This is a genomic window from Streptomyces sp. NPDC029164 (assembly GCF_055563995.1).
Genome location: NZ_JBVHWW010000005.1, coordinates 88,598 through 108,527, shown reverse-complemented (window position 1 = coordinate 108,527; position 19,930 = coordinate 88,598). Strand labels below are relative to the sequence as shown.

Here is a 19,930-nt window from a genome sequence, read left to right as displayed (position 1 = left end):
GATGGTCGTGGAAGAATCGCGCAGTCGATCAGAGTGGAAGCAGATATTCCGCACGTTTGCCGATGAGGTGATGGCACCGCACGTACGCCACTACGACGAGCAGCGGACGTTCCCCGTCCCGATCCACGAACGGGCGGCGGCGCAGGGGATCCTCAACGCGGCCTTCCCCGAGGAACTGGGCGGCGCCGGGCTCTCGTACACGGAGTTCGCCGAGGGCATCACCGAACTGTCGGCGGTCTGCCCCGGGATGACCTGGACGCTGGTGTTCAACCGCGGCGCCCTGCATCCCGTGGTCGCCGCCGGCACCCCGGAGCAGCAGGAGCTCTTCGTCACCCGGCTCCTGAAGGACAACGGGTACGCGGCGCTCGGGCTCACCGAGCCCGAGAACGGCTCGAACCTGCTGGCGGCCACCACCCGCGCCGTGCGGACCGATGCGGGCTGGCTGCTCAACGGCGGCAAGTGCATGTCCGGCAACGGGACCGTCGCCGACGTGTTCCTCGTCCTGGCCAACACGGTGATCGACAACCGCAAACGGGGTCTGTCGTTCTTCGCCGTCCCGCGCGATGCTCCTGGTGTGACCGTGAGCGAGGACATCGAGAAGGCGGCCTTCCGCTGCCTTCCCACGCCCTCGGTCACCTTCCGGGACGTGGCCCTGGAGCCGGTCAGCCTGATCGGACGGGCCGGTGACGGGGAGTTCCTGCTGAACGAGCTCCTGGCGACCATCCGCATCGGCGGGGCCGCGTGCGGCACCGGACTCGTGGCCGCCATGCTCAAGGACGCGCTGACGTGGGTGGGCGAGCGCCGGGTCTACCCGGACGACCGCATGGACACCCTGAGCCACGTGCAGCTGACCCTGGGGCGGCTGTACGTGGAGCTCTGCGCGGCGCGCAAGCTCCTGGAGGAGGCCACGGCCCTCGCCGATCAGGGGCTGCCCTTCGGCAAGGAGAGCTCCATGGCGAAGTACGCCGCGACGGAACTGGCCGTGCGCGCGTCGAACGAGATCCTGCAGCTGTACGGCTGGCGGGGCATCGCCGCCGACTACGGGGTGGAGAAGCGCTGGCGCGACGCGCGCGCCCTCACGATCTTCGAAGGATCGAGCGAGATCCAGCTGTTGAACGTGTTCCGGGAGATGCGCAGGATGGCCACGAGCGAGGGAGGCCTGTAATTCCGTCCACAGAGATGACCACGGAGACCGTGCGCGCCGACGACGGCGCCACGGCCGACGTCCGGCTGTACCGCAGGACCGACGACCCGTCGGCTCCCGTGCTGGTGTGCATGCCCGCCATGGGCACCAGGGCCGCCGCCTACACCCCGCTGGCGCAGGCCCTCGCCGGGGCGGGGTTCCAGGTGGCCGTCGGTGAGCTGCGGGGGCAGGGGACGAGTTCCGTGCAGGCGGGGCGCGGGGTGCGCTACGGCTACCACGAGATCGTGGCGTACGACCTCCCCGCGCTGTTCCGCACGGTCGCGGCCGCCTTCCCCGGAGCGCCGCGCCACCTCCTGGGGCACAGCCTCGGGGGGCAGCTCGGCACGCTCTACCTGAGCCAGGAACCGCACATGGCCGCGGGCGCGGTCCTGGTGGGCGCCCCGTCCTGCCACTACCGCGGCTGGCCGTTCCCGCGGAGTCTGGGGATGCTCGCGGGATTCCAGCTCGCGGCCGCGTTCTCCTCGGCGTACGGGTACTTCCCCGGCCGGCGCATCGGAGTGCTGGGCAACGACTCCGCGCAGATCCTGCGGGACATGGCCACCCAGGTCCGGACGGGCCGCTACGACGTGCCGTCCTCCCCCGTGGACTTCGAGCCCTGGCTGGCCAAGCTGGACCTGCCGGTGCTCGCGGTGACCGTCAAGGGCGACGGGATGGCCCCGCCCGCCGGGGTGCGGGGGCTCAGCGACAAGCTCACGAGCGCGCGGGTGACGCACTGGGAGCTGGTCCTCGGCGAAGGGGCGCCGGGCAGCCGGCACTACGGGTGGATCCGGGACGCCGCCTCGCTCGTCGAACGGGTGAGGACCTTCGTGGACCGGGCCTGACCGCCCGGGCTGACGGGCCCGTACGCGGGCCCGTCAGCCCGGGCGGGACGGGGAGAAGGCGCCGGAGGTCAGCAGCCGGGGGGCGCCGGTGCCGTCGGCGGGCACGGTCCACAGGTCCGTGCTGTCGGCGGCACCGTCGGTGGGCAGGGCGTAGGCGAGGGTCCGGTCGTCGAGCCACGCGGCCTGGTCGTCCACGCTGCGCTTCTCGGCGAGCGCGTGCTCGCGGAGCGTACCCAGGTCCATGACGTGTTCGCGCCACAGCGTGGCGCCGGGCCGCACCCGCTTCTTGTACGCGATGCGGGTCTCGTCCGGCGACAGCGACGGGCATTCGACGTTCTGCGCCAGGGTGGTGACGGTGCGCCGGGAGATCGACCCCTTGACCAGATGGGTCCGGCCGGCGGTGGCGAGGGTGGCGTAGAAGGTGTCGTCGTCCTTGGAGAAGGTGACGCCCCAGAAGTTCACGTCCTGGGCGCGGTAGTCCCGGCCGTCCATGGAGATGGCGAACTCCTCCAGGCTGGATTCGAGCTTGCCGGTGCGCGTGTCCAGGATCGCGGTCCGGGTGGAGAAGAACGCGGAGCCGTAGGACTCGCCCGAGACGAAGACGGTCCAGGCGGCGAACCGGCCGCTGGGCGAGACGCGGGCGCGGCTCGGGGTGCCCGCGAGCGGCAGGCTGCGCACCGTGCGCAGGTCGGCGTCGACGATCAGGGCCTTGTTGTCCTGGGCGAGCGCGCCCGGCGAGGAGCGCAGGCACACGCCGGTGCCCGCGGCGGCGTGGAAACGCCGGCAGTTGAGGTCGGAGGCGGTGCGCGCGGACTGCGGCGCGCCGGCCGGGACCGAGGCGAGGGCCCCGCGGTGGGGGCCCTGTCCGCTGTCGAGGAAGAACAGTTCGCCCTGCCGGGTGAGCGTGACGCCACCCGCGGCGGTCTCCGGGCCGCCCGTCCCCGGCCGCCCGGCGCGGTCGGCGGCGCGTACCACCAGTACGGCGGCGAGACCTCCGAGCAGCAGCACCGCCACCGCGAGGACGAGCAGGCGGCGTGACAACGACAGCGTCATACGAGGGGCCTCACGGGCTTCGGGTCGGGTCGGGAAGGGCGGGCGTGCCGGCGGGCGGGTCAGCCGGCGTGTCGCCGGGGGCCTCGGGACGCAGGACGAGTCCGGCGACGGCCGCGCAGCACAGCAGCCCCGCCGCCGCGGCGGCGAGTGCCGGGCCGGCGCCCCAGAGGCTCCACGCCCCGCCGAAGGCCAGCGAGCAGCCGAAGCGGGCCAGCGCCTGGCCGGTGCCGACCAGGGCCAGGCCGGTGGCGCGCAGCCGCCCGGGGACGGTGGCGGCCACGGCGGCGGGCAGCACCCCGTCGGTGGCGGCGTAGAACATGCCGTGCAGCGCGAGGACGAGGTAGGGCAGCGGCGGCCAGTCCGGGGCCCACAGCAGCAGCCCGTACCCGGCCAGCAGGAGTCCGTGCCCCGTCAGGAACACGGTGCGCCGGCCGATCCGGTCGGCGAGGCTCCCGGCGGGGACGGCCAGCAGCAGGAACACCGCGGCGGTGCCCAGCGGCAGCAGCGGGAACCACTGGTCGGCGATGCCGGTGCGGCGCTGCAACAGCAGGTAGACGAAGGCGTCGCTGACGGTGGTGACGCCCAGCAGGACGGCGCAGATCGCCAGGTTGCGCAGCCGGGGCAGGCGCAGCAGGCCGAGCGCGTCGCGCAGCCGTACGGGGTCCGGGCGGGCCGCGGCGCTGCGGCCGCCGGACGGCCGGGTCGGGGCCTCGCCGCCGCCGGACGGGACGAACAGCATGAGCACCACGACACCGAGCACCGCGACGCACGCGCTGACGCCGAAGACCGCGTCGTAGCCGTCGACCGCGACGCTCAGGACGAGGAACGCGGCGAGCGGGCCGAGCAGCGCCCCGGTGGTGTCCATGGCCCGGTGCACGCCGAAGGCACGGCCTTGTGCGTCCGCCGGGGTGGAGAGGGAGATCATGGCGTCGCGCGGGGCGGTGCGCAGGCCCTTGCCGGTGCGTTCCAGCGCGAGGATCACGCTGATCGGGCCGAGGCTGTGGGCGAAGAGCAACAGCGGCTTGCACAGGGCGGACAGGCCGTAGCCGATGCCGGCGATCAGTTTGTGGTTGCGGACCCGGTCGGCGAGATGGCCGCCGGTCAGCTGCACCAGGGCGCTGACTCCGTTGTAGAGGCCGTCGAGCGCGCCGAAACCGAGCGGGCTCAGGCCGAGCCCCGCGATCAGGTACAGGGGCAGGACGGCGGTGACCATCTCCGAGGAGACGTCGGTGATCAGACTGACCGTGCCGAGGGCCAGTACGGCCGAACTGACGGCGGGGGCCCGTAAGCGTCTGCCGTCCGGCGCGGTCTGCGTGTCCGCGGGCGAGGGCGCGGAGCGGTCCGCGAGGTACATGCTCTGGAGCTCCCGGTGCCAGCGGTCTGAGTCACTCGAACGTGCGAAGGAAACCCTAATGGTTGTACGGGCCAACGGTGCGGCGTACGGCCCGATTCGGCCGGACGTCCCGATTCGGCCGGACGTCCCGATTCGACCGGACGTCCCGATCGCCGGGATCGAGCCGGTCAGCCCTGCCGGCTGCTCTCGTCCCGCAGCCAGGTGGAGAAGTCCTGGGTCCGGATGGCCTTGCGGGACCCCCTGCGGGCGGCGAGCGCGGCCACGACGAAGACCAGCACCCCGGGGAGCAGCCGCGGCTGCTCCCGCAGGAGGGCGCGCAGATCGGACGTGCCCGTACGGGCGGACGGGGCGGCCGCGCCGGCCCGTCGCGAGGCCTGGAAGCGCTCGAACTCGGCGGCGGAGGTCGCCGCGCGGATCCGCCGCCGGACCAGGTCGGGCCAGGTGCGCGGCGGGTGCACGACGACCCGGGCCGCCTCGACCACGCGCCGCTCCCCCGGCCCGAAGGCGAGGGACGCGGCCAGGTCGTCGGCCATCAGCGGGGGGAGCGCGGCGATCCGCGCGTGCCCCGGTTCGGTCACCGCGATGACCCCCCGCCCGAACAGGCCCTCGCGGACGGCCGGAAGCCGCTGCCACACCCGGTAGTACGCCCGGACCGGCCGGGCGCAGCCGGCCAGCGGGATGTCGCGGCCGGGGGCGGCGGCGAGCAGGCCGGGGCTCCCGGCGAGCGCGCCGGTCAGGGCCCGCACGTCGGCGGCCCCGACGACCACGTCGGCGTCCACGTAGAGGCGGGGGAAGCCCCGCGCGTGCTCGTCCCCGACCCGGAGTGCCGTGTGTTTGGAGGGAGTCGGGATCTCCACGACCCGTACCCGGGGCCCGCGCGCGGCCGCCACCCGGGCGGTGTCGTCCGTGCAGCCGTTGCACACCACGACGATGTCGGGGCCGTCCGTGTCGGTGAGGGTGTCGGAATCGGCGTCGGCCAGGAGCGCGTCCAGGAGCCGGCCGATGACCCGGCTCTCGTTGTGGGCCGGTATCACGATGCTGGTCACCCGGGCAGTATGCACGGTCGAACACCTGGGCCGGACGATTCCGCCAACTCTGCCCGGGGGTACGCCCGGTGGACTAGATTGAGCGGCGCCGAGCGGTTTCGGCAAGAGGTACGGGTTCGGCTGCTTGGGGGAACATGCGGCCGGCCGGGGGGTAGTACGCGGAACACGCGAAGCATCGGTTGTGGGGGGCCATCACCGTTGAGCGGGTCAGGCACGGGTCGCGCAGGCGTCCGGCCTGCCCTCGACGGCAACCCCTCCCTCCCACGCGCCCCGGCCACGAGTTGTCGGCACGCCGGTCGGCGTGCGCGGAAGGAAGGGGAACGCTGTGAAGCCCAACACTGTGAAGGACACCGGCGCGAAGGCCGCCGGCCGGGCGGAGCCGTTAGGCGTCGCCGTGGTCGGTGCGGGCTACTGGGGCCCCAATCTCGTGCGCAACTTCCAGTCCAGTCCGCAGTTCCGGCTGCGCTGGCTCTGTGATCTGAACGTCGACCGGGCCCGGCAGGTGCTCGGGGCCTACTCCACCGTCCAGGCGACCTCGGACTACGCGGCGGTCCTCGCCGATCCGGAGGTCGACGCGGTGGCCGTCGCCACGCCGGCCGGAACGCACCTGGACGTCGCGCTGGCCGCCCTGCGCGCCGGCAAGCACGTCCTGGTGGAGAAGCCCCTCGCGGCCACGTACGAGGACGGGCTGCGGCTCGTCAACGAGGCCGAGGAACGCGGTCTCACGCTGATGTGCGACCACACGTACTGCTATACCCCGGCGGTGGGCCGCATCCGGGAGATGGTCCGCTCCGGCGAACTCGGCGAGATCCACTTCGTCGACTCGGTACGGATCAACCTGGGGCTCGTCCAGAAGGACATCGACGTCCTGTGGGACCTGGCCCCGCACGACCTGTCGGTCCTCGACTTCATCCTCCCGGACCACGTCCGGCCCGTGGCCGTCGCCGCGCACGGAGCCGACCCGATCGGGGCCGGACAGTCCTGCGTGGCCTATCTGACGCTCCAGCTGAGCACCGGTGCCATCGCGCACGTGCACGTCAACTGGCTGTCCCCGACGAAGGTGCGCACCACCATGGTCGGCGGGTCCAAGCGCACCCTGGTGTGGGACGACCTCAACCCCTCCCAGCGCGTGGCCGTGTTCGACCGCGGCGTGGAGCTGAGCACCCCGCAGGAGATCGGCGCGGACGAGCGCCGCGACATGCTCGTCTCCTACCGGACCGGCGACATGGTGGCGCCCGCGATCGGTGAGAAGGAGGCGCTGCGCAGCATGGTCGAGGAGTTCGCCGCGGCGATCGGCTCGGGGCGGCCCGCGCTGACCGACGGGCGGGCGGGCCTGAAGGTGCTGGACATCCTGGAAGCGGCCTCCCGGAGCCTGGAGTTCAAGGGCGCGGTCGTCGGACTGCGCACCGGCCGCTGACCGTTTCGCGGGTCAGCGACACGAAAGACGATGAACGACTCAGTGGGGGCAGGGCGTTGAGCAGCGTACGAGGCAAGAGGATTCTGGTCACCGGCGGAGCGGGCACGATCGGCTCGCACCTGGTGGACCTGCTGGTGGACAACGGGGCACGCGAGGTCGTCGTGCTCGACAACTTCGTGCGGGGGCGGACGGCCAACCTGGCCCGCGCCCTGCCGAGCGGTGTGGTGGAGGTCGTCGAGGGGGACATCCGCGACCTGGCGGCGGTGCGCAAGGTGACGGAGGGCGCCGAGCTGGTGTTCCACCTGGCGGCCATCCGGATCACCCAGTGCGCGGAGGAGCCGCGGCTGGCGAACGAGGTCATGGTGGACGGCACGTTCAACGTGCTGGAGGCGGCGGCCGCCGCCGGGGTGGGCAAGGTGATCGCCTCGTCCTCGGCCTCGGTCTACGGGCTGGCCGAGCAGTTCCCCACCACCGAGCGCCACCACCCGTACAACAACGACACCTTCTACGGCGCCGCGAAGGCGTTCAACGAGGGGATGCTGCGCAGCTTCCACTCCATGTACGGGCTGGACTACGTCGCCCTGCGCTACTTCAACGTGTACGGGCCGCGGATGGACATCCACGGGCTCTACACCGAGGTGCTGATCCGCTGGATGGAGCGCATCGCCTCGGGCGAGCCCCCGCTGATCCTCGGAGACGGCCTCCAGACCATGGACTTCGTCGACGTGCGGGACATCGCGCGCGCCAACCTGCTGGCCGCCGAATCGGACCTGACCGACGAGGTGTTCAACATCGCGAGCGGGACCGAGACCAGCCTGCTGGAGCTGGCGAACGGCCTGCTGGAGGCGATGGGCGCGGACGGCCTGGTGCCGGAGCACGGTCCGGCGCGCGCCGTGAACGGCGTGACCCGCCGGCTCGCGGACACCGCGCAGGCCGCGGAGCGGCTCGGCTTCACCGCCGGGATCGACCTGCGCAGCGGGCTCCGCGACCTGGTCGACTGGTGGCGGGCCGAGCGCGCCGCCGACTCCGCGGCGGCGGCTGCCGCGGCGGCGGCCGACACCGCGGCCGGGGAGACCGGCCGATGAGCGCGCAGGATCCCGTACCGCCCGCCCGCATCCCGGTCATGGTGCCGTGGCTGGGCGAGGCGGAGGCGAAGGCCGCGGCCGACGCCGTGCTCTCGGGCTGGGTGGCCCAGGGCCCGCGGGTCGCCGAGTTCGAGCGGGCCTTCGCGGAGCGGGTGGGCGCCGAGCACGGCATCGCGGTGAGTTCCTGCACCACCGCCCTGCACCTGGCCCTCGTCGCGCTGGACCTGGGCCCGGGCGACGAGGTGATCGTTCCCTCGCTGTCCTTCATCGCCACCGCCAACGCGGTCCGCTACGTGGGCGCGCGGCCGGTGTTCGCGGACGTCGAGGAGGCCACCGGAAACCTCACCCCGGCCACCGTTGACGCGGTCCGCACGCCCCGCACGAAGGCGGTGCTCGCCGTCCATCAGGGCGGGGTGCCCGCGGACGTGCACGCGCTGCGCGCGGCGTGCGCCGGCTGGGACGTCGCCCTGGTGGAGGACGCCGCCTGCGGCATCGGCGCGACGGTCGGCGGCAAGTCGGTGGGCCACGGCGCCCTGCTGGCCGCCTGGTCCTTCCACCCCCGCAAGGTGATCACCACCGGCGAGGGCGGCATGCTGACCACGGACGACGCGCGGTGGGCGGAGCGGCTGCGCCGGCTGCGCGAGCACGGGATGAACGTGTCGGCGGCGCAGCGGCACGCGAGCAGCAAGCCGATCGTCGAGAGCTACCTGGAGGTCGGCTACAACTACCGGATGACCGACATCCAGGCCGCGGTCGGCCTGGTGCAGCTCGGCAAGCTGGACGAGATCGTCGCCCGGCGCCGGCGGCTTGCCGCCCGGTACGAGGAGCTGCTGCGCGACGTGCCGGGGCTCACCCCGGTCCGGGACCCCGCTCACGGCCAGGGCAACTTCCAGTCGTACTGGGTGCTGCCGGCCGAGGACTTCCCGGCCGGCCGGGACGAGCTGCTCGCGGCGCTCTCCGAGGCGGGGATCTCGGCCCGCCGCGGGATCATGGCCTCGCACCTGGAGCCGGCGTACGCCGGGCACGGGGCGGCGCCGCTGCCGGTGACCGAGCGGATCAGCCGCGATTCGCTGATCCTGCCGCTGTTCCACGCCATGACCGACGCCGAGCAGGACCGGGTGGTGACGGTGCTGCGGGAACAGGCCGGCGGATGAACGGGCCGCGGCAGACCGAGGACCTGCTGATCGTCGGCGCGGGCGGGTTCGCCCGGGAGACCGCCCAGGCGGTCCGGGACGTGGCCGCCGCCGACGCGGCGCGGGGCCTCCCGCCGCGGTGGCGGCTCGCCGGGCACCTCGACGACGACCCGGCGCTGGAGGGCCGGGACGTGGACGGGGTGCCGGTGCTGGGCGGCAGCGACCGGGTGCACGAGCTGTGGGCCGCCCGGGTGGTGGTCTGCGTGGGCAGCCCGCGCGACTACGCCGTACGCGCCCGCCTCGTACGGCGGCTGGGGCTGCCCGTGAACCGCTACGCGACGGTGGTCCACCCCACGGCGGTGGTGTCGGGGTCCTCGGTGCTCGGCGCGGGCTCGGTGCTGCTCGCGCACTGCGTGCTGACGGCCGCCGTCCGGGTGGGCTCGCACGTGGCGGTGATGCCGCAGGTGGTCCTCACCCACGACGACGCGGTCGGGGACTTCGCCACGCTCGCCTCGGGCGTGCGCCTCGGCGGCGGGGTGCGGCTGGGGCGGGGGGCCTATGTGGGGGCGGGCTCGCTGGTCCGCGAGTACACGACGGTCGGCGCCTGGTCGCTGACCGGTATGGGAAGCACGGTCCTGGCCGATGTGCCGCCGGGCGAGGTGTGGGCCGGGAGCCCGGCCCGCCGGCTGCGCGCCGCGGACGCTCCGGCGCTCGACGAGCTGCGGACCGATGGGGAGATGACCGGCCGCCGGCCGGGGACACGGATGGGGAGCCCAGTCGCATGAACCAGATACCGCTCGTGGACCTGAAGGCGGCGCACGCCGAGGTGGCCGGGGAATTGCAGGCCGGATTCGACCGTGTCCTCGCGGACACCGCCTTCATCGGCGGCGAGGAGGTCCGCGCGTTCGAGCGCGAGTACGCCGAGTTCGCCGGCGTCGGGCACTGCGTGGGCGTCGCCAACGGCACCGACGCCCTCGAACTGGCGCTGCGGGCCAGTGGGGTGGGGGTGGGCGACGAGGTGGTGCTGCCCGCCAACACCTTCATCGCGACCGCGGGCGCCGTCGCCCGGATCGGCGCCCGGCCGGTGCTGGTCGACTGCCTTCCCGACACGCTGCTGATGGACCCGGAGGCCGCGCTGGACGCGGTCGGGAAGGCCACCCGCGCGGTGGTCCCGGTCCACCTGTACGGGCAGTGCGCCGCGACCGCGGAGCTGACCTCGCGGTTGCCGGCGCACGTGCGGATCGTCGAGGACGCCGCGCAGAGCCAGGGTGCGACCCGCGACGGCCGCTCCCCCGGCAGCGGCGGGATCGCCGCGACCAGCTTCTACCCGGGCAAGAACCTGGGCGCGTACGGCGACGCGGGCGCGGTGGTGACCGACGACGAGGAGAGCGCGGACCTGGTCCGGGCCCTGGCCAACCACGGCGGCGTCGCCAAGTACCGGCACGACGTGACCGGTTTCAACAGCCGGCTGGACGGCCTGCAGGCCGTGGTGCTGCGGGCGAAGCTGGCCCGGCTGGCGGAGGGGAACGCGGCCCGCCGGGCCGCGGCCGCCCGCTACGACGGCCTCCTCGGCGAGCTCGCGGCGGCCGGCCGGGTCACCCTGCCGCTCACGGCGGAGGGCAACGTCCACGTGTGGCACCTGTACGTCGTACGGGTCGCCGGAGCGGACCGCGACGCCGTCGTCGGCAAGCTCAACGCGGAGGGCATCGGCGCGGGCGTGCACTATCCGGCCCCGGTCCACCTCACCCCGGCCTTCGCCCACCTCGGGCACGGCCGCGGCGCCTTCCCGCACGCCGAGGAGGCCGCGGACCGGATGCTCTCCCTCCCCCTCTTCCCGCAGATCACCGCCGACCAGCAGCGGCGGGTCGTGGACGCGCTCAGCGGCACCCTGCGCTGACGCCTCCCGGTTCACGCAAACAGATGAGGTACAGATGAACAAGCGGAGAAGGCTGCTCCGGTTCCGGTACGGTCTTTTCACCGTGGTCGCCGCCCTGGTGGCCACGGTTCTCTCACCGGCCTCGGTGGCCGGTGCCGCCGACCCCTGCGGTCCGACGTCCAACGCCGTCGTCTGCGAGAACTCCAAGCCGGGCACCCCGATGTCGGAGTGGTTCGCGCCCAGTGCCTGGGGCGACATCAAGGGCTTCAGCGCCCAGATGAGCGTCCAGGCCGGCGACACCGTGCAGTTCAAGGTCCAGTCCCCCTCCCCGTACCGCGTCTCGGTCTACCGGCTGGGCCACTACGCGGGCGACGGCGCCCGGCTGCTGTCGACGCAGGCCCAGGCCGCCCAGACCTACCCGGCCAACTTCTCCCAGGGCGGGAGTCCGAAGTCCTGCACGACCAAGGCCTCGACCGGCCTGGTCGACTGCGGCAACTGGCCCGTGACGGCCACGTGGAGCGTGCCGTCCAACGCCGTCTCCGGCCTGTACATCGCCAACTTCGACCAGGCGGACGGCAACGGACTGATGCCGTACCCGTTCGTCGTCCGCGACGACTCCAGCCACTCCGACATCCTGGTGCAGACGAGCGACCAGACCTGGCAGGCGTACAACAACTACGGCGGCCAGGACCTCTACGACGGCGGCGGTCCGGCCCCGGACGGGCGCGCGTACGAGGTGAGTTACAACCGGCCGATGGACATCGGCGGGGAGAACGGGATCTACGGCTCCGAGTACCAGATGATCTCGTGGCTGGAGCGCAACGGCTACGACCTCAGCTACATGTCCGGGATCGACATGTCGGTGCGCGGCGCCTCCCTGATGCAGAACCACAAGGTGTTCATGTCCTCGGGGCACGACGAGTACTGGACGCAGGACCAGTTCACCAACGCCCTGAACGCCCGGCGCGCCGGGCAGCACCAGACGTACTTCGCCGGGAACGAGATCTTCTGGAAGACCCGGCTGGCGCCGAGCATCGACGGCGCCGACACCGCCAACCGGACCCTGGTCTGCTACAAGGAGACCAAGCTCTCCTTCCCGGTGCCCAACGGCGTTCCCGACCCGAGCGGCACCTGGACGGGCACCTTCATGGACCCGGCCAGCGCCGCCAACGGGCGTCCGTACCAGCCGCAGAACCAGCTGACCGGCACGCTGTTCACGGTGAACGGCTACCGGGCGGACGCGATCACCGTGCCGGGCGCGTTCGCCAGGATGCGGCTGTGGCGCAACACCACCGTCGCGAACCTGACCCCCTCGCAGACCGCGACCTTCCCGACCGGAACGCTCGGCTACGAGTGGGACTCCGACATCGAGGACGCGGCGCGGCCGCCGGGACAGATCAACATGTCCTCCACCACCGTGGACATCGAGGACGGCAAGTACCGGCTGGACTACGGCAACACCTACGGAAACGGCACCGCGACGCACAGCCTGGTGGCCTTCCGCGACCAGACCTCGCGCGCGCTGGTCTTCGGCACGGGCACGGTGCAGTGGTCGTGGGGCCTGACCAACATGCCGACGGGCAACCCGGACGACGCCGTGGTCACCGAGGACAAGCGGATGCAGCAGGCCACCGTCAACGTCTTCGCGGACATGGGGGTGCAGCCCAAGAGCCTGCAGGGCGATCTGCTCCCGGCCACCGCGTCCACCGACGCCACCGGGCCCACCGTCAGCGTGACGAGCCCCGCGTCCGGCGCGACCGTGCCGGCCCTGCGGCCCGTCACCGTCACCGGCACGGCGGCCGACAGCGGCGGCGGCGTGGTGGCCCGCGTGGAGGTCTCCACGGACGGCGGCACCACCTGGAAGGCGACCACCGGCGTCGGCTCCTGGAGCTACACCTGGACGCCGACCGCACCCGGCTCCGTGCAGATCAAGGTCCGCGCGGTGGACGACAGCGTCAACATCGGCGCCGTCACCACGGTGGCGCTGACCGTCGGCCCCCAGCAGTGCCCCTGCACCGTCTGGCCCGCGGCCGCGGTACCGGGGACGGTCAACGCGGGTGACGGCAGCGCGGTGGAGCTCGGCGTGAAGATCCGCACCACCGCGGCCGGTTCGATCACGGGAGTCCGCTTCTACAAGTCCCCGGCCAACACGGGCACGCACACCGGCAGCCTGTGGAGCTCCACCGGTCAGCGCCTGGCCACGGGCACGTTCACCAACGAGACGGCCTCGGGCTGGCAGCAGCTGAACTTCGCCACCCCGGTGCCGGTCAAGGCGAACACCACGTACATCGCCTCGTACTTCGCGCCGCACGGCGGGTACTCCTTCGACAACACCTTCGCCTCCGGCTCCGCGGGTCTCGCCCCGCTGACCGCGCTCAAGAGCGGTACCGACGGCGGCAACGGCGTCTACCGCTACAGCGGGACGGGCGGCTTCCCGAACACGGCGGCGAGCGGCAGCAACTACTGGGTCGACGCGGTCCTGGACACCTCGGCCGCGAGCACGACACCGCCCACCGTCACCTCCACCTCGCCGCAGTCCGCGGCGACCGGCACGCAGATCACGGCCTCGGCGACGGCGACCTTCTCCACGGCCGTCGACTCCGAGACCCTGGTGTTCACTCTGAAGGACTCCGGGGGAGCCAACGTCCCGGGTACGAAGGTGATGGGCGCGGCCAACAGCGCGACCTTCACACCGTCCAGCGAACTCGCCCTGAACTCGACGTACACCCTGTCGGTCCAGGCGAGCGACCTGTGGGGCAACGCGATGGCCGCACCGGTCACGTGGAACTTCACCACGAGTCCCCACCCGCCCATTGTCAACTGCCCGTGCGGTCTGTGGCCGAACACCGCCACGCCGACCACCGCCAACGTGGTGGACGACGCCAACTCCGTGGAGCTGGGGACCCGTTTCCAGTCCGCGGTGAACGGCTACGTCACCGGTGTCACCTTCTACAAGGGCCCCGGCAACACCGGCAGCCACACCGGCAGCCTCTGGGCCGCCGACGGCACCCTGCTCGCCACCGGAACCTTCGGCAGCGAGACCCTGACCGGCTGGCAGCAGCTCAAGTTCACCACCCCGGTGCCCGTCACCGCCGGCACCTCGTACGTGGCCTCCTACCACGCGTCGAACGGGAACTACTCGGTGGACGGCGGCTACTTCGCCGGAGCGCACCGCTCCTACCCGCTGGTCGCACCGGCCGACGGAACGGGCGGGGCCAACGGCCTCTACAAGTACGGCGCGAGCACCACGTTCCCCACGAACACCTTCGGCTCCGTGAACTACTGGGTCGGCCCGATCTTCACCACCACCCTGCCGAACGGCCTCCAGTCGGACGGCTCCACGGAGGTGGCCGGCCAGTGAGCACGGTCAGCGTGGTGATCCCCTGCTACAAGTACGGCCACTTCCTGGCCGACTGCGTCAAGAGCGTCCTGGACGAGCAGGAGGGCGTCGACGTCCGGGTGCTGATCATCGACGACGCGTCCCCCGACGACTCGGCGGACGTCGCGCGCGCCCTCGCGGCCGCCGACCCGCGGATCGAGGTCCGGGTCCACGAGCAGAACCGGGGCCATATCGCCACGTACAACGAGGGCCTGCTGGAGTGGGCCGACGGGGACTACGTGGCCCTGCTCTCGGCGGACGACCGGCTGGTCCCCGGGGCGCTGGTGCGGGCCGCCGCCCTCCTCGACGCGCATCCGGAGGCCGGTTTCGCGTACGGCCGGCCGCTGCGCTTCCTGCACGGCGGCCCGCTGCCCGCGGCCCGCACCCACAGCACGGGGTCGGTCGTCTACCCCGGCCGGTGGTGGCTGGACCGGCGGTTCCGGGAGGGCACCGGATGCATCACCTCGCCCGAGGTGGTCGTGCGGACCAGTCTCCAGCGCAAGGTCGGCGGTTACGATCCCGAGCTGCCGCACGCCGGTGACATCGAGATGTGGATGCGGCTCGCGGCGCACGCCGACGTGGGCTACGTCCAGGGTGCCGACCAGGCCTTCTACCGGGTCCACGGCAACAACATGTCCACCACGGACTTCGGCGGACAGCTCGACGACCTGCGCCAGCGCCTGGTCGCCTTCGACTCGGTGCTCGACAAGTGCGCCGACCTGCTGCCGGGTGCCGACCGGCTGGCGCTGGCGGCGCGCACCCGGCTCGCCCGGTACGCGCTGCGGCGCGCCTACCGGGCGTACGACCGGGGGCGCACGGCGGTGGTTCCGGTGGACGAGCTGGTGGAGTTCGCCGCGGAGTGCCTGCCCGGCCGTTACACCTCGCTGGCCGAGTACCGGGCGCTGCGCAGGCGCCGGCGCATCGGGGCGCGCGTCATGCCCTACCTTCAGCCTCTGGTGCTGTCGGCCGTGGCCGACAGGGGGCGCGAGTGGCTGTGGTGGCGGTCCTGGAAGCGCCGAGGGATCTGATGTTCCGTCTCCACCGGTTCTCCCGGCGGGTCCTGCGGACCGGCGTCGGCGCGCTCGCGCCGGCGCCGGTTCCGGCGTGTCAGGAGCTGGTCGGTCCACAGGGTCGCCGCCACGCCGCCGACCGCGGCCAGCAGGGCCACTCCGGCCAGGCCGCGCACCCGGTCGCCGGTCCGCGCGACCGCGTGCGGCTGCACGAGGAGGTCCACGCTCATCCGTGCCCCGGCCGGGATGCCCTGCTGCGTCTGGAGGTCGTTCAGGTGCCGGGTGTAGACCTCGATGATCTTGCGTACGGAGGCGTCGGCCGCCGCCGGGTCGGAGTGCTCCACCTGGATCTGGAGCGAGGGGATCAGGTGCCGCGGGGTGACGCTGGTGCCGCTGTTGCGCGGTGTCATCCGGTAGGTGCCGGTGACCCCGGCGGCCGTGAGCTCGGCCGCTCCGGCGGGCGAGCCGAGCTGCTGCACCACCCCGTACGAGACGGCGGCGAGCGGCGGCTGGAGGTTCGCGAGCTGGTTCGGCTGAGTGCTGGTCACCGGCGGTTTGAGCACCACGATCGCCGAGCTGAGGTGGACCGGTTCGGGCCGCAGCACCATCGCCGCTCCGGCGGCCGCGAGCAGCACCGCCACGACCAGGACGTACCAGCGCCGACGCAGCGCACGGACCAACTCACCAGGCGACACGGGGATCCTTTCCTTCATGACCGATCTTTGCAGGACCCGGGTAGGTCCGCCATCAAATCCGCTACCCGGCAGGGGTGTTCGTGAGCCTTCGTGAAATGGGCGCGGTGCTGCGCCGGCGCTGGTACGTGATCGTGCCGGCGATCCTGCTCAGCGTGCTGGCGGCGCTCCACCTGTACCGGTCGGTGCCGGTGGCGTACCAGTCGCAGAGCTCGGTGGCGCTGCTCGACTCCAACGCGGCCTCGCAGCTGCCGCCCGCCTTCGGCAATCCCATATCCAATGCGGGCGGCACCCTGGTCGTGACGGCGGACGTGCTGATCAGGACGCTGTCCGGGGCCGACGCCGCCCGCGAGCTGCACAGCCTGGGCGTGACCGACCCGTACACGGTCGGCTTCGCCGCGAACACCTCGGGCCCGCTGCTGACGATGACGGTCACGGGGACCGATCGGGGAAGGGTGCTGGAGGAGACCAACACGCTGACGGCGTTCGCCGGTGAGCAGCTCAACGCGCTTCAGGCGGCGGCCAAGGTCCAGCCGGCCTACTTCGTGCAGAGCGCGCCCGTGGTGCTGCCGCAGACCCCGGTGCCACAGCTGAAGAGCCGCTACCAGCAGGTGCTGGGGGTCCTCATCCTCGGCGCGGGCGGGGGTTTCACCCTCTCCTTCGTGGCGGACGCCCTGCTGACGGCCCGCCGCCGCAGGCGCGAGAGCGCGGCCGACGCCGCCGCGCGCGGGAAGGCCGGCCGCCGCCGGTCCCGGGGCCGCCACGTGGACGCCACCGCGCTGCTCACCGGGTACATGGCGCTGGCCTTCTTCATCCCGTCGAACCTGACGCTGCCGGGCCTGGGCGGGGTGGGCACCCCGGCCAACGTGTTCGCCCTGCTGGCGCTGTTCTGGTACCTGGCGACCTGGCTCACCGGCCGGATCCGGCCGGCGCCCGGGACCCGGCTGCCGCGGGTGGCCATGTGGCTCCTGGCCGTGTCGGTGCTGGCCTCCTACATCGCCAACGCGGGCCGCGGCAGTGTGCGCAAGGAACTGCTCGGCGCGGACCGCGGCCTGATCGCCCTGCTGGTGTGGGTGTCGCTGGTGGTGCTGGTCTCCGCCGGCATCCAGGACCGCTCGCGCCTGGACGTACTGCTGCGCCGGGCGGTGGTGATGGGGACGATCGTGGCCGCCGTCGGGTTCTACGACTTCTTCACCGCGACCAACATCGCCGACAGCATCAGCATCCCCGGGCTGCAGTCGAGCGTCCCGCAGATCGCGACCCTGGACCGCGGGGCGTTCACCCGGCCCCGGTCCACCACGGCGCAGCCGCTGGAGTTCGGCGGGATGCTGGCGCTGCTGTTGCCCTTCGCCGTGCAGCAGGCCTTCGATCCGGTACGCGGGCACCTGCGGGCGTGGCGCCGCTGGGGGCCGGTGGTGCTGATGGGCGGGGCGCTGCCGCTGACGGTGTCGCGCACCTCGATCATCGGGGCGCTGCTCGTGATCCTGGTGATGGTGCCGCGCTGGAAGCCGCAGCGCCGGTGGAGCGCGATCGGTGTGCTGCTGGGCGCGGTGGCCTGCTTCAAGGTCATCATCCCCGGGCTGATCGGCACCATCACCGCGCTGTTCGCGTCCTTCCTGACGAACTCCGACAGCAGTACCCAGGCCCGTACGGTCAAGTACAGCGCGATCGTCCCCTACCTGGACGAGCGCCCGTTCGCCGGACGGGGGCTGGGCACCTTCATTCCCGAGCTGTACTTCTTCACCGACAACCAGTACATGCTGACCCTCGCCGAGATGGGCTTCCTGGGGCTGTTCGCACTCCTGTTCCTCTTCTTCACCGGCATCCACCAGGGTGGGGCGATCCGCCGGCTGGCCGTCGGCGAGTCCGACCGGGAGCTCGGGCAGGCGTTCTTCGCCTCCGCCGTCGTCGCCCTGGTCGTCAGCGCCACCTTCGACGCCCTCAGCTTCCCGATGTTCGCCGGGATGTTCTTCCTGACGATCGCCGCCGGAGGCGGCTACCTCGGCTTCATCCGGCGCGCGGCGCCGAAGCCCCGATCCGTGGAGTTCCCATGTCTTCCCGACACCCCGTCTCCCCTCGGCCCCTCCCCGGCCCCGGCGCCGATGCCGGCTCCGGCTCCGGATCCGGTCCGGTAGCCGTCGTCGTCGTCACCTGGAACAGCGCCGCGGTGCTGCCGGAGTTCCTCGCCTCGCTGCCGGAGGGCATGGCCGGGCTCGACTGGCGCCTGGTCGTCGCCGACAACGACTCGGCCGACGACACGGTGGACCTGATCGGCTCCCTGGCCCCGGCGGCGACGGTCGTCCAGACGGGCCGCAACGCCGGGTACGCGGCCGGGGTGAACGCCGCTCTCGGGGCCGCCGCCGCATGGGAGGGCGGCTTCCGGGCTGCCCTGGTGTGCAATCCGGACGTCCGGATGCGGCGGGGCTGCGCCGCGCTGCTCCTGGACGAGCTCGGCGCCGCGGCGCCCGGCGGCGGCCGGGTCGGGATCAGCGTCCCGCTGCTGTACGAGGAGGACGGCCACACGCTCCTGCACTCGCTGCGCCGCGAGTCGCGCGTGACCCGGGCGCTCGGCGAGGCGGTGATGGGCAACCGCCGGGCGGGGCGGTTCCCGCGCTGGAGCGAGCTGGTCACCGATCCGGCCGCGTACGAGCGGGCGACGGTCGCGGACTGGGCCACCGGCGCGCTGATGGCCCTGTCCCGGGAGTGCCTGGACGCCTGCGGGCCCTGGGACGAGTCCTTCTTCCTGTACTCGGAGGAGACCGAGTACTGCCTGCGGGCCCGGGACCGCGGTTTCGTCACCCGGCTGGAGCCGGCGGCCTCGGCCACCCATCTCGGCGGGGACTCGCAGGTCTCGCCGCGCCTGTGGACCCTGCTGACGCTCAACCGGGTGAGGCTCTACGGGCGCCGGCACGGGGCCGCGGCGACGGCCGCCTTCCGGGCGGCGGTCCTGCTGCGGGAGTCCTCGCGGGCGGTTCTCGGCCGCCCCGCCAGCCTGGCGGCCGCCCGCGCCCTGGCCAGCCCGTCCGCGCTGCGCGCCACCCCCGGGCCTCAGGGGGTCGGGCCGTCCCAGGCGGTGTAGAAGCTCTCCGGGTTGACCAGGTAGCGGACCGTGGGGCGGGGCAGGTGGCGCACCTCGTGGCGGCGGGCGTAGCGGCGGACGAGCTCCCAGTCCTCGCGGGGCAGCACCTCTGGGGTGCGCCGCAGCCGGCTGAAGTACAGGGACCGGGTGCGGCGCGCCACGAAGGCGTTGGTGTCCAGGAAGGCCTCGTGGGCGGCGCGGCGGCGGTCGAAGGGCACGGACAGGACGTCCCGTTCGGTGCCGTCGGGCAGCACCCTGCGCAGCGCCGTGTAGACGGCGTCGGGGCCGCCGGAGGGTTCCAGGACCGCCAGGGCCTGCTCCAGGTGGTCGGGCTCCCACAGGTTGTCGTCGTCGAGGAAGGCCACGTAGCGCGAGCCGGTCAGCCGGATCCCCACGTTGCGCACGACTCCGGCGGTCGCCGTATTGCGGGCCAGCGATACCGCGAACAGCCTTGAATCTGAAGGCAGTTCGGGCAGGCCTGCGCCGTCGTCGACGACGATGACCACCTGGTCGGTCACGGTCTGCCCCAGCGCCGAGCGGACCGCCGCGCGCAGCGCCTCGGGGCGCCGGTGAGTGGCGATCACCGTGGCGACCAGGGCGGCCGGGGGGCGGCCCAGGACGGCGGCGAGACGGGTGGTCTCGGCATCCTCGAAACGCCGCAGCCGCAGGGCGGAGGGGGCCAGCAGGAGCTTGTTCCTGGCCTCGAAGAGCACCAGCCAGCCGAAGGCCCGCTTGAGCAGCTCCCAGGGGGCCCGCGCGATCCGGCGCATCATGAACTCTC

At 72.9% G+C, this 19,930-nt stretch carries 16 protein-coding genes; 11 read left to right on the top strand and 5 right to left on the bottom strand.

What is annotated here, in order from left to right:
- The first annotated feature begins 1 nt into the window (after position 1).
- Together ACZ4VT_RS07015 and ACZ4VT_RS07010 are read left to right on the top strand one after the other, a co-directional pair.
- Positions 2-1,165 (top strand): acyl-CoA dehydrogenase family protein, encoded by a 1,164-nt coding sequence (locus tag ACZ4VT_RS07015; protein ID WP_467947332.1) that lies wholly within the window; start codon positions 2-4, stop codon positions 1,163-1,165.
- Positions 1,166-1,179: 14 nt separating this feature from the next.
- Positions 1,180-2,025: an alpha/beta hydrolase family protein gene (locus tag ACZ4VT_RS07010; RefSeq protein ID WP_467947330.1), complete on the top strand. Its 846-nt coding sequence runs from the start codon at positions 1,180-1,182 to the stop codon at positions 2,023-2,025.
- A 33-nt stretch (positions 2,026-2,058) separates the two neighbouring features.
- Here the strand turns inward: ACZ4VT_RS07010 and ACZ4VT_RS07005 are convergent, their stop codons facing one another.
- From ACZ4VT_RS07005 to ACZ4VT_RS06995, 3 genes are all read right to left on the bottom strand, one after another.
- On the bottom strand, positions 2,059-3,078 hold the full coding sequence (locus ACZ4VT_RS07005; RefSeq protein ID WP_467947329.1) for a TolB family protein: 1,020 nt from the start codon (positions 3,076-3,078) through the stop codon (positions 2,059-2,061).
- 10 nt (positions 3,079-3,088) lie between these two features.
- Positions 3,089-4,432, bottom strand: coding sequence for an MFS transporter (locus tag ACZ4VT_RS07000; RefSeq protein WP_467947327.1), 1,344 nt, complete (start codon positions 4,430-4,432; stop codon positions 3,089-3,091).
- A 167-nt stretch (positions 4,433-4,599) separates the two neighbouring features.
- Positions 4,600-5,478, bottom strand: a complete 879-nt coding sequence (locus ACZ4VT_RS06995) for a glycosyltransferase (RefSeq protein ID WP_467947325.1) — start codon at positions 5,476-5,478, stop codon at positions 4,600-4,602.
- Between the two features lie 325 nt (positions 5,479-5,803).
- Between ACZ4VT_RS06995 and ACZ4VT_RS06990 the strand changes: the two genes are divergently transcribed.
- The 7 genes from ACZ4VT_RS06990 to ACZ4VT_RS06960 are packed head-to-tail and all read left to right on the top strand — an operon-like array spanning position 5,804 to position 15,396.
- Positions 5,804-6,895, top strand: a complete 1,092-nt coding sequence (locus ACZ4VT_RS06990; RefSeq protein WP_467947323.1) for a Gfo/Idh/MocA family protein — start codon at positions 5,804-5,806, stop codon at positions 6,893-6,895.
- A gap of 56 nt (positions 6,896-6,951) precedes the next feature.
- Entirely contained in the window at positions 6,952-7,980 is a 1,029-nt protein-coding gene (locus tag ACZ4VT_RS06985) for an NAD-dependent epimerase/dehydratase family protein (protein ID WP_467947321.1), read from the top strand.
- The gene (locus ACZ4VT_RS06980) at positions 7,977-9,134 is read left to right on the top strand and encodes a DegT/DnrJ/EryC1/StrS family aminotransferase (RefSeq protein ID WP_467947319.1); all 1,158 of its coding nucleotides are present in this window, start codon (positions 7,977-7,979) and stop codon (positions 9,132-9,134) included. Before ACZ4VT_RS06985 ends, ACZ4VT_RS06980 begins: the two co-directional genes overlap by 4 nt.
- A complete protein-coding gene (locus tag ACZ4VT_RS06975; protein WP_467947317.1) occupies positions 9,131-9,898 on the top strand; it encodes a NeuD/PglB/VioB family sugar acetyltransferase in 768 nt (255 codons plus the stop codon). The genes ACZ4VT_RS06980 and ACZ4VT_RS06975 overlap by 4 nt, the downstream gene beginning before the upstream one ends.
- A complete protein-coding gene (locus ACZ4VT_RS06970; protein WP_467947315.1) occupies positions 9,895-11,010 on the top strand; it encodes a DegT/DnrJ/EryC1/StrS family aminotransferase in 1,116 nt (371 codons plus the stop codon). Before ACZ4VT_RS06975 ends, ACZ4VT_RS06970 begins: the two co-directional genes overlap by 4 nt.
- A 34-nt stretch (positions 11,011-11,044) precedes the next feature.
- On the top strand, positions 11,045-14,350 hold the full coding sequence (locus tag ACZ4VT_RS06965; protein WP_467947314.1) for a DUF4082 domain-containing protein: 3,306 nt from the start codon (positions 11,045-11,047) through the stop codon (positions 14,348-14,350).
- A complete protein-coding gene (locus tag ACZ4VT_RS06960; RefSeq protein WP_362857275.1) occupies positions 14,347-15,396 on the top strand; it encodes a glycosyltransferase in 1,050 nt (349 codons plus the stop codon). The genes ACZ4VT_RS06965 and ACZ4VT_RS06960 overlap by 4 nt, the downstream gene beginning before the upstream one ends.
- Here the strand turns inward: ACZ4VT_RS06960 and ACZ4VT_RS06955 are convergent.
- Positions 15,315-16,091 carry a hypothetical protein gene (locus tag ACZ4VT_RS06955; protein ID WP_467947312.1) on the bottom strand — a complete coding sequence of 259 codons (777 nt, stop codon included), beginning with the start codon at positions 16,089-16,091 and terminating at the stop codon, positions 15,315-15,317. The genes ACZ4VT_RS06960 and ACZ4VT_RS06955 overlap by 82 nt on opposite strands.
- Positions 16,092-16,153: 62 nt before the next feature.
- On the opposite strand from ACZ4VT_RS06955, the gene ACZ4VT_RS06950 reads away from it, so the two are divergent.
- Positions 16,154-18,205 carry an O-antigen ligase family protein gene (locus ACZ4VT_RS06950; protein ID WP_467947310.1) on the top strand — a complete coding sequence of 684 codons (2,052 nt, stop codon included), beginning with the start codon at positions 16,154-16,156 and terminating at the stop codon, positions 18,203-18,205.
- A complete protein-coding gene (locus ACZ4VT_RS06945; RefSeq protein ID WP_467947308.1) occupies positions 18,121-19,149 on the top strand; it encodes a glycosyltransferase in 1,029 nt (342 codons plus the stop codon). The genes ACZ4VT_RS06950 and ACZ4VT_RS06945 overlap by 85 nt, the downstream gene beginning before the upstream one ends.
- On the opposite strand, the gene ACZ4VT_RS06940 is transcribed toward ACZ4VT_RS06945, so the two are convergent.
- On the bottom strand, positions 19,119-19,922 hold the full coding sequence (locus tag ACZ4VT_RS06940) for a glycosyltransferase family 2 protein (RefSeq protein WP_467947306.1): 804 nt from the start codon (positions 19,920-19,922) through the stop codon (positions 19,119-19,121). The genes ACZ4VT_RS06945 and ACZ4VT_RS06940 overlap by 31 nt on opposite strands.
- Positions 19,923-19,930: the final 8 nt, after the last annotated feature.